Raw genomic sequence first — 16,218 nt, forward strand, 5'->3', positions numbered from 1 at the left:
CAGGAGGCGCATTTATGCCCACCATCAGCATCATCACCACCGTCTACGACGCGAAGGACTATCTGCCCCTCACGGTGAACAGCATCCTGGCCCAGACCTTCACCGACTTTGAACTCATCCTGGTGGAGGACGGCAGCCCCAACGGCTGCGGCGAGGTGTGCGACGAGCTGGCCAGGGCCGACGGGCGCATCCGGGTGGTGCACAAGCCCAACGGCGGCCCCGCAAGCGCCGCCAACGCGGGTCTTGACGCGGCGACGGGGCGGTACATCAGCTATGTGGACTCGGACGATCTGCTGGAGCCGGATTTCCTGGAAACGCTCTACAAGATGGTGACCGAAAGCGGCTGCCCGCTGGCGGCCTGCGGCGCCGAGTGCATCGACGAGGAGGGCCGCCGCCTGGGCCGGGGGGTGACCGTCGCCGACGACCTTGTGGGCGAGGGGGACGCCTTAAACCAGTTCTACGACGTGCTGCGGGACGGCGGCATGTACTGCATGGTCACCTGGAACAAGCTGTACGACGCGCGCCTTTTTGAGGGCGTGCGCCACGACGAGACCATGTTCTTCGGTGACGACGCCAACATCATGGACAAAATTTACGACGGGCGGCGCATCGTGGCCACCAACAGGCCCCTCTATCTCTACCGGGTGCGCACCGGCAACATGACCAGCGCCGCCTTCTCGGTGAAAAAGCTGGACGACCTGCGGCTGTACGGCGGCTGGGTGGACTTTTTCGCGAAAAAGCCGGACCGCGCCGACCTTTATCGCCGGGCGGTGGCCCGCTACTGGCAGGTGTTCTATCTCTTTTACGTCCACGCCCGCGAGGCCGGGCCCCTCTCGCCGGAACTCAAGGCGGGCTTTGCGCGGCACAAGAAAAAGCTGAACAGCCTTGTGCCCGCCATTCTGAAGTGCCCCTATGTGCCCGCCGGCGAGAAGCTGCGGGCGGTGCTGTTCGCGCTGAGCCCGGAAGGCTGCTACCGGCTGGCGGCGGCCCGGGGCGCGCTGCACAAAGAGAAGGAGGCGGGCGCATGAGCGAAGAAAAACGCCCGGCCGTCAGCGTCATCGTGCCGGTGTACAAGGTGGAGGACTGCCTGCCCGCCTGCGCGGAGAGCCTGCTGGGCCAGACCTTCACCGATTTTGAGCTGATCCTGGTGGATGACGGCAGCCCCGACGGCTGCGGGGCCCTGTGCGACAGCTATGCCGCCCGGGACAGCCGGGTGAAGGTCATCCACCGGCAGAACGGCGGCCTTTCCGCCGCACGCAATTCCGGGCTGGACGCGGCCCGGGGCGAGGCCATCGCCTTTGTGGACGCGGACGACGCGGTGGCGCCGGACTATCTGGAAAAGCTGCGCGCCGCCCTGGAAAAGGCGGGGGCGGACATGGCCGTGTGCGCCGTGGAGGATGTGGACGAGGCGGGCGCGCCGCTCTCGCCGCCGGTGCTCACCGTGCCCGAAGAGGCGGGGGTGTTTGAGGGCAAAGAACTGCTGGCCAGATTCTTCGGCCCCGCCTCCACCTGCTACACCGTGGCCTGGAACAAGCTCTACCGCCGGAAATTGTGGGAAAATTTGCGCTACCCCGCCGGGCGCATCCACGAGGACGACGCGGTGGCCCACCTGCTCTACTGGCAGGCGGAAAAAGTGGTGTGCATCCCCGACGTGCTCTATTTCTACCGGCTGCGTCAGGGCAGCATCTGCCGCACTGAACTGCGCCCCTCCGCCTTCGACGGGGTGGACGCGGCGGCGGCCCGCTGCCGCTTTTTCGCCGCCCACGGCCGCCCCGACCTGGCGGCGCTGGCCCTGCCGGGGGCCTGGCGGCGGTATCTCTCCCTCTGCGCCCGGTGCGAGGCCGCGCCCCTCACCTGGGCGCTGGCCGCCCGCTGGCAGGAGGCCCAGGCCCAAATGGCCGGCCTGCTGCCCCTCTTGAAGGGCTGCCCGGGCCTCTCGCCCCGGGAAAAGCTGGGCTGCCGCCGGTGGGCGAAGCGGGCGCTGCCCCTGCCCCCCAAAACGGACAAACTCCGGGTGGCGCTGCTGCTGCCCCCCGGCCTGCCGGTGCCCGCCGTGAAGGGCGGCGCGGTGGAGACGCTGGCGGAGCATCTGGCCCGCCAGAACGGCCGGTTCAAGGAGATGGAACTGGCGGTGCTCTGCCAGTGGGACGAGGAGGCCGCCGGCGAGTCCGCCCGCTTTGCGGACACGCTGTTTTACTACCAAACGCCCCCGGCTCAGGACCTCGCTCACCGGCTGGCGGTGCGCCTTTCGGCCCTTATGGGCCGGCCCGTCCACTGGAACCGGTGGTACGCAAAGCCCCTCCCCTTTTTGAAGCGGCTGGACGCCGACTGGTACCTGGGTGAAGGGGGCGACCTCTCCGGCTGGCGGCAGGCCAGCCGGGCGCTGGGCCGCGGCCGCTTTGCCGCCCACCTCCACGGCGAAACGGCGGGCAGCGCCGCCCTGGATGAAATTTACGGCCGCGCTCTCTGCATCAGCGAGTTCGTGCTCCGGGCCTGGCTTTCGGGCAGCGGCGAAGGGCCGGAAAGCGCCGCCCTTTTGCCCAACTGCGCGGACATCGACCTGTTCCATCCCGCCGAAAGCGAGGCGGACGCCGCCGAGGCGGCGGACCTGCGGGCGAAGCTGGGCTTTGACAAAGAGGACTTTGTGGTGCTGTTCTGCGGGCGCACCAGCCCGGAAAAGGGGGTGCATCAGCTGCTGGCGGCGCTGGGGAATATCCCCGACGAGCACATCAAACTGCTGGTGGCGGGTAGCCCCTTCTTCGGGGCGAAAGACCGCTCGGACTACGCCGACGGGCTGCAAAAACAGGCCGCCGCCCTGGGCGGGCGGGTGAAGTTCGCCGGCTTTGTGCCCAACCCCCGTCTGCCCGGTTATTACCGCATGGCAAACGCCGCCTGCTTCCCCGCCCTGTGGCAGGAGCCGGCGGGCATCACCGCCATCGAGGCCATGGCCTGCGGCTGCCCGGTCATCGCCACCGAATCCGGCGGCCTGCCGGAGTATCTGGCGGGCAGCGGGGCCATCCTCCTGCCCCGCAGCGAAGTGCGGGAGGACGGGCAGCTGCGCGGCGTGCCGGGCGTGCCGCCGCTGGCAAGCACCATCGCCCGGGCCATCCTGGCCCTGAAGGCCGACCCCGCCCGGGCCGCCGCCATGGCCAAGGCCGGCCGGGAGGCCGCCGGGCGGTACGCGCCCGAAACCTACTACCACACCCTGCTGGCGGCGCTGGAAGGGTGGAGGACCGAACGTGAAATTTCCGGAGGAGCGTGATGTTATGGCCCCCACCGTGAGCATTGTTGTTCCCGTGTACAAGGCGGAGGCATATCTGCCCGCCTGCCTTGAGAGCATCCTGGCCCAGACCTTCACTGACTGGGAGTGCATCCTGGTGGACGACGGCAGCCCCGACGGCTGCGGCGCCATCTGCGACGAGGCCGCGCGGCGGGACGGGCGCTTTCGGGTGGTCCATCTGCAAAACGGCGGCGTGAGCCGGGCGCGGAACACCGGCATGGAGGCGGCACGGGGTGAATACTGCGTTTTCGCCGACGCGGACGACCGCATCCATCCCCGGCTGCTGGAACTGGCGCTGGCGGAACAGAGGCGGCATCCCCGGTCGCTGATCGGCTGGAGTTTCACCAGCGATCCTGCCGCCTGGGAGGGGCTGGAACTCCCCGCCGACCCGCCCGTGACGCGCTACGGCCGCTGGGAACTCCTTGGCTTTTTTGCGGATCGCGTGCTTTTCAATTCAGTCTCGAACAAACTCTTCCGGCTGGACGTCATCCGCGAAAAAGGGCTTTGTTTTGACGTCTCCATGCGCTCCAGCGAGGATTACGACTTTTTCAACCAGGTCTGGAAAGCGTATTTTTCCGCCTGCCCCGACGGGGAGATCCGCCTGCTGGATCTGCCGCTGTACTATTACAACCAGGCCAACGCCGACAGCATCACCCACACCACCGGCGCTGCCCACAGCCGGGATTTCTCCGCCTATTGCCGCGAGCAGCTGGAGCTTTACGCCCAGACACAGGCCGTCTTCGGCCCCTTTGAGCAGTACCCGGCGCGGGATGTGCTGTCGGTGACCAACGCCACACTGAACAGCATCGCCTTCGGGCTGTGCAACATTCCCCACCCTCACCGGGAGATACGGCGGCTGTGGCAGCTGCCCGAGATGAGGGAGATCTCCCGCTGGCACCGCCGCCACAGGGCACACAACGCCTACCTCTTTTTCCTGCGGCTGCGCTGGGCGGGCGGGGTCCGGTGGTGGTTCCGGGTGCGGGAGACCCGCCCGGCCCTCTTCGCCACCGTCTATCATCTGGGCTACCGGAACATCCTCAAGCCGTGAGCGAAACGTCTTTCAAAGGAGGCACCGCCTTGGAACCGCAGCTTTCCATCATCGTGCCGGTGTACGATCCCGGCGAATACCTGCCCCGGGCGCTGGACCGCATCGCCGGCCAGACCCGGGGGGATTTCGAGTGCATCCTGGTGGACGACGGCTCCACCGACGGCAGCGCAGCGGTGTGCGACGAATACGCCGCCAAAGACGGGCGTTTCCGGGTCATCCACCAGAAGAACGCCGGGGCCTCCGCCGCCCGCAACGCGGGGATCGGGGCCGCCCGCGCCCCCTGGCTGCTCTTTGCCGACGCGGACGACGTCCTGGCCGACGACGCGGTGGAGACGCTGCTGGCCCGCCAGCTGGCCGAGCCGGAGGTCTTTGTGGTGTTCGCCTTTACCGAGGGTCTGGATCTGTTGGGCGTTGAACGGCGCCAGCCCCCCGAAAAGCGCTACCGTGCCCGGGATCTGGGGCGGATGTATGCCGAGACCCCCCTGGCCGCCCCCTGGGGCAAGCTGTTCGACGCGGCGCTGGTGAGGGCGGCGGGCCTGCGCTTTGACACAGCCATGCGCTGCTACGAGGACCGGCCCTTTGTGACCGACTATCTGCGGGCCTTTTTTGCCCGCGACCCGGGCGCCGGGTGCCTTTTTTTGAACCGGCCCCTTTACTATTATGAAAACGGCAACGCCGCCAGCCTGAGCAAGAGCGACCGCAGCCGCCTTGCGCCCAGCCACTACGAGGCCTTCGACCGCCTGCTCACCGACTGTCTGGAGCGGTACCGCACACCGCCCGCGGAACTTTTCAAGATCGTGCTGGAATACATGAACACCCTGCTCTACGGGGCCTGGTGCACCCCGCCCGGCGAGCGCCGCCGGGCCATGGCCCGCTTTTACAAAAGCGACGAGTACCGCCGCCTGATGGCCTATTTTGCCGACAACCGCCTGTACGAGGCGCGGTATCTGCCCCTGCGCTTTCACGCCACGGCCCTGGCGGTGGCGCTGGACCAGAGTCGGCTTGTGCCGCCCATGTCCCTCTACTGGAAATTTCACTGGCTGGGGCTGCGCACCCTGTGCCGGGGCTGGACGCCCCTGATCCCCACCGCATGATCCGCGGCGGCTTTCGCCGCCCGCGGTTTTGTGCTATAATGCCTGTGCCCCGCCCCTAAAAAACTTCGGAGGTGCTTTATGCCCGCAGTATCCGTGGTGGTCCCGGTCTATAATGTAAAAGAACTTCTGCCCCAGTGCCTTGACAGCATCGCCGGGCAGACCTTCGCCGACTTTGAATGCATCCTGGTGGACGACGGCTCCACCGACGGCTCCGCCGCCGTCTGCGACGCCTACGCCGCCAAAGACGGCCGCTTCCGGGTGATCCACAAGGCCAACGGCGGGGTATGCAGCGCCCGCAACGCGGGCGCTGCCGCCGCGGCGGCAGACTATGTGGTCTACTGCGACCAGGACGATCTGTTCGCGCCCCGGCTGCTGGAACTGGCGCTGGAGGCCCAGCGCCAGCACCCGGAGGACCTGATCGTCTGGCCCTACACCCGCGAGCGGGCGGCTTTCGCCGCCCAGCCCGAGGCCCCGGAGCACGCCGTCTACGACCGGCGGCACCTGCTGGACTACCTGGCCGGGGACATGATGATCTATGTGTGGAACAAACTGCTGCCCCGCCGCGTTCTGGCCGCCATGCCCGCCCTGTTCGACGAGTCCCTCATCGGCGGCGGTGAGGACTTTGACTTCATCGCCCGCTTTCTGCCGGTGTTCTTTGCCCAGCATCCCGGCGGCTGCGTGCGCCAGATCGGTGCGCCGCTGTACTTCTGGAACCCCGGCAACGAGAAGAGCGTCTCCCGCTGGGACTCCAACTCCCGGGGCTACTCGGTGCGCCAGCTGGCCTTTTTCGCGAAGATCAAGCAGGCCTTTCCCGATTTTTACGACCAGGACGAGGCGCAGATCGCCCGCTGCTTCAACCGCCTGATCCGGCCCATGGTGTTCGGTTTTTCGCTGGCAAAAAAGAACGGCGAGTCGCTGCATGATTTCTGGAGCAGCCCGGAACTGGCCGAGATGCTCGGATGGCTGCGGGAGCACCGCTGGTATCTGGGCCTGTATCCGCCCCTGCGGCTGCACAGCGCCGCCCTGGGCCGGCGGATGCTTTACTGGATGGACGAACGCCCCCGGCTGTACGGGCTGTGCTACGGCGTATTCTATCACCTGCTGGCCCACGGCTGGAACCACCTGTGAATCCGGTCTATCTCGTTTGAAGGAGGCACTTTCCATGGCCGACCGGCCTTTTTTCACCATCCTGACGCCGGTGTACAAGGGGATGGACTTTGTGCCCGGCTGTGCGGACAGCGTGCGCGCCCAGGGCTTTGACGACTACGAGCACCTGCTCATCGACGACGGCAGCCCCGACGGCAGCGGCGCGCTGTGCGATGAGCTGGCCGCCGGCGACGGGCGCATCCGGGTGATCCACCAGCAGAACGCCGGCGTCACCGGCGCGCGCAACACCGGCATCGCCGCCGCCAGAGGGCGGTATCTGCTCTTTCTCGACCAGGACGACCGCCTGGGCCCCTGCGCGCTGCGGGCCATCGCCGCCGCGCTGCGGGAGAGCGGCGACGACCTGGTGAGCTGGCGCCATCACGGCCAGTGGGGGGAGATGTGCGCCGACCCGGCGCTGGCCGTGCCCACCCGCTACGCCCAGCCGGACTTCGGCAAACTCTACTGCACCGGCACGGTGCACTACGTCTGGACCAAGGCCTTCCCGGTGGATTTTTTGCGGAAGAAGAACATCCGTTTCGACGAGACCATTCAGGACGGCACCGACGACCTGCCCTTCGTGATCGCCTTCTGGCGGGCCTGGTTCGGCGAGCACCCCGGCGCGGGCATTCAGTACATCTCCCAGTTCCTCTATTACTACGAGATCGGCAACGACGCCAGTGTGAGCAACCGACTGCAGCCTTTTATTCCCAGTCACCTGGCCATGTTCAGCGACCTGCTCTCCGACTTTTTGCACCGCTACCATGTGCCGCCCGACCAGATGGCGCTGGCCTTCTACCAGTGTCTGCACACCCTGGCCTACGGGGTGTATTCCACCCCCCGCGCCCGCCGGCGGCGCCTGCGGGCACAGCTGCTGGAGGACGGGCGGTTCCGGGCCATTCTGAACGAGATGGGCCGCTGCCGCCTCTACTCCCCCTTCTATCTGCCCTTTCGCCTGGGCCGGCTGGGGCTGGTGGTCTTCCTGTTCCGCTCCTACGAGGGGCGGCGCTGGTGGTTCTGGCAGGCCTACCGGCTGGGGCTTTTGCTGCTGGGGCCGGGCTGGCGACAGGTATTCTGACAAATTTTGCCCGCAAATCTGCCCTTTGCGGCAGCTTTCATGGTATAATAATAAAATGCCAACATTTCGCGGCCTGGCCGCATAAAGGAGCCGTTCATGGAAAACACATCCCAACAGCAGTGGACCACGGTGATCAGACCCCGCACCGGATGGTTCGACATCGACTTCAAGGAACTGTGGCAGTATCGTGACCTGGTGACCATGTTCGTCAAGCGCAGCTTTACGACCATGTACAAGCAGACCATCCTGGGTCCCGCCTGGCTGCTCATCAATCCGCTCATCACCACCGTCATCTTCACGGTGGTGTTCGGCGGCATCGCGGGCCTGGCCGAGGAGGGCGTGCCCAGCTTTCTGTTCTACATGGCGGGCAACGCCATCTGGTCCTTCTTCTCCGCCTGCATCACCGGCACCGCCAACACCTTTGTGTCCAACGCCGGGCTGTTCGGCAAGGTGTACTTTCCCCGGCTGACCATGCCCATCTCCCAGGTGCTCATCTCGCTGGTGAACCTGGGCATCCAGATGCTGATGTTCTTTGTCTTCTGGGCGTGGTTCTTCTTTTTCGGGCAGGCCTACGGCACCGTGCGGATGGATCTGTGGGTGCTGGCTGTGCCCGCCGTGCTGCTGCTGGTGATGGTGCTGGGCCTGGGCGTGGGCATCATCGTCTCCAGCCTCACCACCAAATACCGGGACCTGGCCATCGTGGTGGGCTTCGGCGTGCAGCTGTGGATGTACGCCACGCCGGTGGTCTACTCCATGAACGAGCTCACCGCCACCAGTCCCCGCCTTGCCACCCTCATCCGGCTGAACCCCATGACCGAGCCGGTGCTGGTGTTCCGCTACGCCCTGCTGGGCTGCGGCGAGATCCACCCCGGCTGGCTGCTGTACAGCGCCCTGATCAGCCTTGTGATGCTGGCCATCGGCGTGGTTCTCTTCAGCCGGGTGGAAAAGACCTTTATGGACACGGTGTGACGCGGGAGGTACAGAACGATGACGATGCAGACGAATACCGAACGCGAGCCGGTGATCCAGATCACCGGGCTGAAAAAGCAGTACCGCCTGGGCCAGATCGGCGGCGGCACCCTCACCGCCGACCTGCAGAGCTGGTGGGCCCGGGTGCGGGGCAAAGAGGACCCCAACCTGCCCATCGGCACCGACACCCGCCTGTTCGGCCAGACCTTCATGGCGCTGAACGGGGTGGACCTGACGGTGTACAAGGGCGAGGCGCTGGGCATCATCGGGCGCAACGGGGCGGGCAAGTCCACCCTGCTCAAGATCCTCAGCCGCATCACCGCCCCCACCGAGGGCGAGATCAAATTCAAGGGCCGCATCGCCAGCATGCTGGAGGTGGGCACCGGCTTCAACGGTGAGATGACCGGCCGGGAGAACATCTATATGAACGGCTCCATCCTGGGCATGACCAAGGCCGAGGTGGACGCGAAGCTGGAACAGATCATCGAGTTCTCCGAGTGCGCCGAGTTCATCGACACCCCGGTGAAGCGCTATTCCAGCGGCATGTTCGTGAAGCTGGCCTTCGCGGTGGCCGCCCATCTGGACTCCGAGATCATGGTGATGGACGAGGTGCTGGCGGTGGGCGACATGAAGTTCCAGCAAAAGTGCCTGGGCAAGATGAGCGACGTGGCCGGCCAGGAGGGCCGCACGGTGCTCTACGTCAGCCACAACATGAGCACCATCCGCCAGCTGTGCACCCGCTGCATCGTGCTGGACAAGGGCCGGGTCATCTTCGACGGCAACGTGGAGGACGCCATCGCCATCTACATGGAGACCACCGACGTGAACGTGGTCCACTACAACCTTGCCGACACCGGCCGCATGACCTCCGGCGCCGGCAAGCGGCTGCGGGTGGAAACGCTGGACTTCGAGGGCAAGGAGAGCAGCGTCTTTGCCGCCGGCGAGCCGCTGGTGGTGCGCATCCGCTGGCGGACCAACCAGAAGTTCGACGCGGTGAACATGAAGCTGAACATTCACTACCGGGACTCCAGCCCCGTGGGCATCACCCATCCCATCACCCTGGGGGCCGCCGAGCCGGGCCGGGTGTACACCACCACCTTCACCTTCGACACCTCCATCCTCAGCGAGGGGCAGTATTTCTTCTATCTGGACGTGTTCGAGCGGGAGCTGGCGGGCGCCATCTGCCTGGACAAGCCCAACCAGGAGTTTGCCTTTGAGGTCACCAACACCGACCGCACCCTGCCCGAGTGGTCCGCCGGCTGGGGCCATATCCACTTCCCGCCGGTGAAGGTGGTGTCCGTGGAGGAATCGGCCCAATGAAGCCGGACCTTTACATCTGCCACACCGCCTATCAGGTGCTGGTGGAGTGCTGCCGGGCCATGGAGGCCCCCTGCCCGCCGGACCTGGTGCTGAGCGCCGCGCTGCCGGGAGCCGGGGCGCTGGCCGGGCGGCTGCGCGGCGCCGGCCTGTTCCACCGGGTGCGGGTGTTCGACGAGGATGCCTGCGGCAGCGCCTTTCAGCATGGCTTCTGGCGCACGCTGCTGCTCCAGCGCGTCATCGGGCGGCGCAACGTGGAAAAATACCACGGCTTTTCCCTGGAGGGCGGGCGGTACCGGGCGGTGTACATCCACAACGACTGGAGCGTGCTGGGCCGCTACCTGCAGGACAAGGGCATCCCCTACATCCTCTGCGAGGACACCTTCGCCAGCACCTGCTCCGCCGACCACAGCCTCATCCTGCGCCAGCGGGCGCTGCCCCGTTTCGCCCTGCGCCGTGCCTTCGGCTACGGCTATCTCTACTGGGGCGACTGGAAAAAGGTGAAGGCCATCGAGACCGAGAGCCTTGCGCGCGCAACAGTGCCCTTTCCCAAAGCCCGGCTGTCCGAGCGCAGTCAGAAGGCGGCCTTTGCCGCCCTGACCAAAGAGCAGAAGGCGCTTTTGTGCTCGGTGTTCCTCACCGCGCCCCTGCCGGAAAACTGCGCCGGGGCGGTGCTGCTTCTGACCCGGGATTTCGTCTGTGAGCACCTGATGGACGAAGCCGCCCAACGGCGGATGTACAAGGCGGTGGCGAAAAAGTATTGTTCCGGCGGGCCGCTCTTCGTCAAGGCCCACCCCCGGGACGCCTCCGACTACGCCGCCCTCTTCCCCGGGGCGGTGGTGCTGGACCGGGCGATGCCCAGCGAGGTGCTCAACTTCGCCCTTCCCTTCCGCTTTTCGCGGGCGGTGACGGTGGAGTCCACCGCCCTCAAGGCCTTCGAGGCCGCCGACGAAACGGTGACCCTGTCGCTGGACGAGGCTCTGGCCCTGGCCGGCGCGGAGGGCTAAGGGCGCGTTTTGCCAAAACAATGAAAGAACGACGGCCCCCGGTTCGTTTTGATATCGGGGCGGAAAAGAGGTCTTTTTCATGAAAATTCTCGGCGTCATCCCCGCCCGCTACGCCTCCAGCCGGCTGCCGGGCAAGCCCCTGGCGGACATCCTGGGCAAGCCGATGATCTGGTGGGTGTACCAGGCGGCGAAACAGAGCCCCCTGCTGGACGATCTGGTGGTGGCCACCGACGACGAGCGCATCCTGACGGTGTGCCGCGAATACGGCATGAACGGGGTGATGACCCGGGCCGACCACGACACCCCCACCGCCCGCATCCAGGAGGTGAGCTGCCTTATCGGGGCCGACCTGTATCTTCAGATCATGGGGGACGAGCCCCTCATCGACCCGAAGGCTTTCGAGCTCATCCTGCCGAAAACCCTACCCGCCGACCCGTACTATGTGGCGGGAGTGACCAACCGGATGGACCACCCGGCGGACGTGATCGACTTCTCCAATCAAAAGGTGGTGTGCAACGCGAAGCGGGAGATCCTGCTCATCAGCCGCAGCCCCATCCCCTACCCCAAGGGCACGGCGGACTTTGAGTACGAGAAGATCACCGGCATCCAGCTGTTCAGCAAGCAGGCGCTGGATTTCTACGCCGCCACCCCCAAGAGCGCCCTGGAAAAGGCCGAGGAAAACGACCTGATGCGCTTTATCGAAAACGGCCACACCGTGCACGCGGTGCTCTCCCCCTACAAGACCGTCTCGGTGGACACGCCGAAGGACGTGGACATCGTGTGCGATATCCTCCGTCAGCGGGCCGCCCGCTGAACCGGCCCCGCCCCCGGCGCTTGCGGGCCGGAGGCCGGACCTCACCCACCACGGCGCTTTGCGGCGCGCCCCACCGCCCCCTTTGGGGCAGAAAGGGAACCCAACTATGTCTACCATCCGTTTGCTCGACTGCACCCTGCGGGACGGGGGCTATGTGAACGACTGGAAATTCGGCTTTGAGAACATCCGCGACATTGTGGAAAGCCTGGTGCAGGCGGGCACCGACATCGTGGAGGTGGGCTTCCTGCGCAACCTCGAGCCGGACCCCGACCAGAGCCGCTGGAACACGGTGACCGAGCTGAAAAAGGTGCTGCCCGCCGACCGGAAGAACACCCTGTTCTCCGGCATGGCGCTGCACAACTTCTACGATATTGACAAGCTGGAGCCCTGGGACGGCACCGGCATCGACATGATCCGGGTCACCTTCCACGACTACGACATCGAACAGGGCCTCGCCTTCTGCCGCAAGGCCCAGGACAAGGGCTACAAGATCAGCTGCAACCCCATCAACATCATGGGCTACTCCGACGCGGGGGTGCTGTGGCTGTGCGAGCAGGTGAACAAGCTGCACCCCTTCGCCTTCTCCATCGTGGACACCTTCGGCAGCATGCAGATGGGCGATCTGGAGCGCATCGTGCGCCTGGTGGACAACAATCTCGCCAAGGATATCGCCCTGGGGCTGCACCTGCACGAAAACCTGGCCCAGAGTTTCAGCCTGGCCCAGCGCTTTCTGGACATGCACCTGGTGGGGCGGGACGTGACGGTGGACGCAAGCCTTCTGGGCATGGGCCGCACCCCGGGCAACCTGTGCATCGAGCTCATCGCCGACTACATGAACCGCAACTTCGGCAAGCAGTACGACATCGACCGCATGCTGGACGCCATCCAGGAGCACATCCTGCCCATCAAGGAAAAGAGCCCCTGGGGCTACTCCCCGGCCTACTTTTTGTCGGCCAAATACAATCTCCACCGCAACTACGCCGAGCATTTCCTGGACAAGGGCGACCTTTCCAACCGGGACATCAACCACCTGCTCAGCCGCATCGCCCCGGAGAAAAAGACCGCCTTTGACGCGGCCTACGCCGACGGCCTCTACGCCGCTTACAAGGACAACCGCATCGACGACACCGCCGACCGGGCCCGGCTGGCCAAGGCGCTGGCCGGCCGCAAGGTGCTGTGCCTCGCCCCCGGCGGCACCCTGAACACCCACCGGGCCGAGGTGGAGGACTTCATCGCCCGGGAGGCCCCGGTGGTGATCGCGGCCAACTTCGCGCCGGAGGACATCAGGGCGGACTTTGCCTTCTTCTCCAGCGGCAAGCGGTTCGACAAACTCACCGCCTTCCCCTGCCCGGTGATCTGCACCTCCAACCTGGAGGGCAATGCGGACTACCGCCTGGACTACAACAGCCTGGCGGGGGCCTTCACCATGGGGGCCAACAGCCTCATCATGCTGCTGCGGCTGCTGGCGCAGCTGGGCGTTGCGGAGGTGGCCCTGGCGGGGGCGGACGGCTATGAGCCGGGCAGCGAGAACTACTGCGACCCCCGGATGAAAAACCACACCCCCCGGGGCACCGACTACAACCGGGCTATGGCCGGAGCCATCGCCGCCAGTGGCCTGGGCGTGACCTTCGTCACCCCCAGCCACTACCGGAAAGGATGACCTGATGGACGACATTCGACTGCTGGTGCTGGACGTGGACGGCACCCTCACCGACGGCGGGCTGTACCTGGATTCCGCCGGGGGCGAGACCAAGAAGTTCTCGGTGCGAGACGGGGCGGGCCTGGCCCTGGCCCGGGCGGCGGGCATCCGGGTGATGATCCTCACCGGCCGGGAGAGCGTGCCGGTGCGCCGCCGGGCCGAGGAACTGCACCTTGATTTCTGCGTGCAGAACTGCAAGGACAAAGCGGCGTATCTGGCGGCCTTTCTGAAGGAACAGGGCCTTGCCAAACACCAGGCGGCCTATGTGGGCGACGACTGGAACGACCTGGCCGCCATGGAACTGGCGGGCTTTGTGGCCTGCCCCGCCGACGCCGACGAACTGGTGCGCCGCCGGGCGGACTTTGTCAGCCCCCGCAAAGGGGGCGAGGGCGCCGTGCGGGACGCCGTGGTCCACATCCTGCGCCGGCAGGGCCGCTTTGAGGCGCTGCTGGAACAGGTGTACGGCGCCCGTGCCTGACCGCCACAAAAACAGCCGGGAGGCAACGGGATGCAGAACATTCTGAACTTTTGCAACAAACACAGGCGGGCGCTCACCGGCGCGCTGCTCTGCTTCGTGCTGTTCGCGGTGTTCGCCGCCGTCTGGCTCACCCACATCCGGGGCCAGGGCGACAAGAGCAGCAGCTGGGCCATCAACGACCAGTTCCACAGCTTCATCCCCATCGAAGAGCAGATGGAGCAGCGCTTTACCTGCGACCGGGACCTGCTGGCGCTGAGCCTGGTGCTGGCCGCCGAGGACGTGGACACGCCCCCCGAGGGGGATCTGGAACTGGTGCTCACCGACAGCGCCACCGGTGAGGAACTGGCCCGCTCCACCGGGGACATGCGCTACATCTACAACGGGTGGGACAACTACTACACCACCCTGGGGCTGGACCGGTTCGTGGAAAACCCGGGCCAGACCGCGGAGTACACCCTGACCCTGATCCCCCACTACACCGGCGAGGGCCGGCTGTGCGTGGGCTACGAGGCGGGCGGCATGCCCGCCGGCGTGGCCCTGACGGTGGACGGCGAAGCGGTGGACGGCACCGTGGCGCTGCTGGGCACCGAGGCCCGGGTGGGCGGCTTTCTAACCAAATTCTACTGGGTGTTCGCCGCGGGCTGCATCGCCACGGCGGCCCTGGGCTGGTGGCTGTACTGCCGCGGCGCGGCGCTGCACCGGCTGGTGTTCTGCGGCGTGCTGCTGCTGGGCTTTTTGTTCAACGTGCTGCTGCCGCCCTACGCCGCGCCGGATGAGAAGTATCACATCAACCAGAGTTTCACCCTGGTCAGCACCATCTACAACCCCCACCTGCCGGTGGCTCAAAGCCACATCCGGGACACCCTGCGCCGCCCCTCCGACCAGGACGCCCTCATCCAGGTGGACGAGACCACCGTCTTTACCTGGCAGCACATCGTCAGGGTGCTGGGCCGGCCCAACACCGACCCCACCGGCTACACCCAGGACTTTCCCGAGTACCAGGTGGACAGCAGCTACACCCTCTACTGGATCAGCGGCCTGGGGGTGCTCGTGGGCTTCTGGCTGCATCTGGGCTTTGCCGCCACCCTGTACCTGGGGCGGCTGGCGAACCTGGCCTTTTTCGCCTTCCTCTCCGCCTGGGCAGTGAAGCGCGCGCCGGTGGCGAAACCGGTGTTCGCCACGGCGGCGCTGCTGCCCATGACGCTGCATCTGGCCGCCTCCTACAGCCGGGATTCCAACCTTCTGGCGCTGTGCTTTTTCTTCAGCGCCCTGCTGCTGGATCTGGCCTTCGGCCCCCGGGAGCGCATCGGCTGGAAGCAGCTGGTGCTGCCGGTGGTGCTGGCGGTGCTGATCGTGCCCAGCAAGGTGGTGTATCTGCCGCTGGCGGCGCTGATCCTGCTGATCCCGGCGGCGCGGCTGGGCCGCTTTTCCCGCTGGATCAAGGGCGGCTTTCTGGCGGTGTGCGCCGCGGCCTTTTTGCTGAATTCCGGCGCGGCCGTCGCCCTCACCAACTTCACCCAGACCAGCGGCACCGCGGCCGCCGGCGCGGCCAGTCTCATCGCCCAGGAGCAGGCCCTCTCCCAGGAGGAGCCGGCCCCGGCCGCGCCGGGCGAAAGCGCGCCGGAAACACCCGCTTCAGAGCCGCAGAGTGAGAGCGCCCCTGCGACCTCCGTGCCGCAGGCACAGGGCGAGAGCGTGCCGGAACAGCCCGCCACCGCCGCCCCGGGCGGAGGCGGCGCGGTGCAGACCGACGCCAACAGCATGTCCACCGAGGAGGACCTCACCTGCTACACCCTGCCCTACATCCTCTCGCACCCGCTGGACACCTTTGAGCTGTGCGTCCGGTCGGTGGTGGAGGAGGGCGACCACTACCTGAGCACGCTGGTGGGCGGCACGCTGGGCTATTTCGGGCTGGACAAACCGCTGGACCTGGCCTGGGGCTGGGTGCTGGCGCTCTACGCCCTGCTGGCGCTGGCCTGGCTTTGCCCCGACGGCGGCGCCATGCCGCTGCCGGCCCGCTGGGGGACGCTGGCGGCGGGCCTTTGCTGCTGCGGCCTGGCGGTGCTGGGCTGCATCTCCTGGACCCCCACCTACTACGACACCATCTACGGCTTCCAGGGCCGCTATTTCCTGCCGGTGCTGCCGCTGCTTTTGCTGGTGCGGCCCCGGGCGCTGTGCCTTGCCGGCGACTGCCGCCGCGGGCTGGTGATGGCGGCGGTGCTGGTGGACATCGGCGTTCTTTTGAACGTGTTCCTGGCCGTGGTGGCCCGATAACAACCGATCCGAGGATT

At 66.5% G+C, this 16,218-nt stretch carries 13 protein-coding genes; all 13 read left to right on the plus strand.

Annotated features, from left to right (window positions below; translation table 11 throughout):
* The first annotated feature begins 14 nt into the window (after positions 1-14).
* Complete coding sequence (locus ACH2A7_RS04725; RefSeq protein ID WP_394960523.1) at positions 15-1,028, plus strand: glycosyltransferase family 2 protein; 1,014 nt, start codon at positions 15-17, stop codon at positions 1,026-1,028.
* Complete coding sequence (locus ACH2A7_RS04730) at positions 1,025-3,262, plus strand: glycosyltransferase (RefSeq protein WP_394960524.1); 2,238 nt, start codon at positions 1,025-1,027, stop codon at positions 3,260-3,262. Before ACH2A7_RS04725 ends, ACH2A7_RS04730 begins: the two co-directional genes overlap by 4 nt.
* 4 nt (positions 3,263-3,266) lie before the next feature.
* A complete protein-coding gene (locus ACH2A7_RS04735) occupies positions 3,267-4,328 on the plus strand; it encodes a glycosyltransferase family 2 protein (protein ID WP_394960525.1) in 1,062 nt (353 codons plus the stop codon).
* A gap of 29 nt (positions 4,329-4,357) precedes the next feature.
* Entirely contained in the window at positions 4,358-5,422 is a 1,065-nt protein-coding gene (locus ACH2A7_RS04740; RefSeq protein ID WP_394960526.1) for a glycosyltransferase family 2 protein, read from the plus strand.
* Positions 5,423-5,500: 78 nt separating this feature from the next.
* Positions 5,501-6,550: a glycosyltransferase family 2 protein gene (locus ACH2A7_RS04745; RefSeq protein ID WP_394960527.1), complete on the plus strand. Its 1,050-nt coding sequence runs from the start codon at positions 5,501-5,503 to the stop codon at positions 6,548-6,550.
* Positions 6,551-6,584: 34 nt separating this feature from the next.
* On the plus strand, positions 6,585-7,643 hold the full coding sequence (locus ACH2A7_RS04750) for a glycosyltransferase family 2 protein (RefSeq protein WP_394960528.1): 1,059 nt from the start codon (positions 6,585-6,587) through the stop codon (positions 7,641-7,643).
* Between the two features lie 96 nt (positions 7,644-7,739).
* Positions 7,740-8,612: an ABC transporter permease gene (locus ACH2A7_RS04755; RefSeq protein ID WP_394960529.1), complete on the plus strand. Its 873-nt coding sequence runs from the start codon at positions 7,740-7,742 to the stop codon at positions 8,610-8,612.
* Between the two features lie 18 nt (positions 8,613-8,630).
* On the plus strand, positions 8,631-9,932 hold the full coding sequence (locus ACH2A7_RS04760; RefSeq protein ID WP_394960530.1) for an ABC transporter ATP-binding protein: 1,302 nt from the start codon (positions 8,631-8,633) through the stop codon (positions 9,930-9,932).
* On the plus strand, positions 9,929-10,936 hold the full coding sequence (locus ACH2A7_RS04765) for a glycosyltransferase family 52 (protein WP_394960531.1): 1,008 nt from the start codon (positions 9,929-9,931) through the stop codon (positions 10,934-10,936). Before ACH2A7_RS04760 ends, ACH2A7_RS04765 begins: the two co-directional genes overlap by 4 nt.
* Positions 10,937-11,015: 79 nt before the next feature.
* Positions 11,016-11,750 (plus strand): 3-deoxy-manno-octulosonate cytidylyltransferase, encoded by a 735-nt coding sequence (locus ACH2A7_RS04770; protein WP_394960532.1) that lies wholly within the window; start codon positions 11,016-11,018, stop codon positions 11,748-11,750.
* A 106-nt stretch (positions 11,751-11,856) separates the two neighbouring features.
* The gene (locus ACH2A7_RS04775; RefSeq protein WP_394960533.1) at positions 11,857-13,410 is read left to right on the plus strand and encodes an aldolase catalytic domain-containing protein; all 1,554 of its coding nucleotides are present in this window, start codon (positions 11,857-11,859) and stop codon (positions 13,408-13,410) included.
* Positions 13,411-13,414: 4 nt separating this feature from the next.
* Complete coding sequence (locus ACH2A7_RS04780; protein ID WP_394960534.1) at positions 13,415-13,927, plus strand: KdsC family phosphatase; 513 nt, start codon at positions 13,415-13,417, stop codon at positions 13,925-13,927.
* A 30-nt stretch (positions 13,928-13,957) separates the two neighbouring features.
* Positions 13,958-16,201 carry a DUF2142 domain-containing protein gene (locus ACH2A7_RS04785; protein ID WP_394960535.1) on the plus strand — a complete coding sequence of 748 codons (2,244 nt, stop codon included), beginning with the start codon at positions 13,958-13,960 and terminating at the stop codon, positions 16,199-16,201.
* Positions 16,202-16,218 lie beyond the last annotated feature (17 nt).

Origin of the sequence: Candidatus Allofournierella merdavium (assembly GCF_944382735.1) — a bacterium.
Taxonomy (GTDB): Bacteria; Bacillota; Clostridia; order Oscillospirales; family Ruminococcaceae; genus Allofournierella_A; species Allofournierella_A merdavium.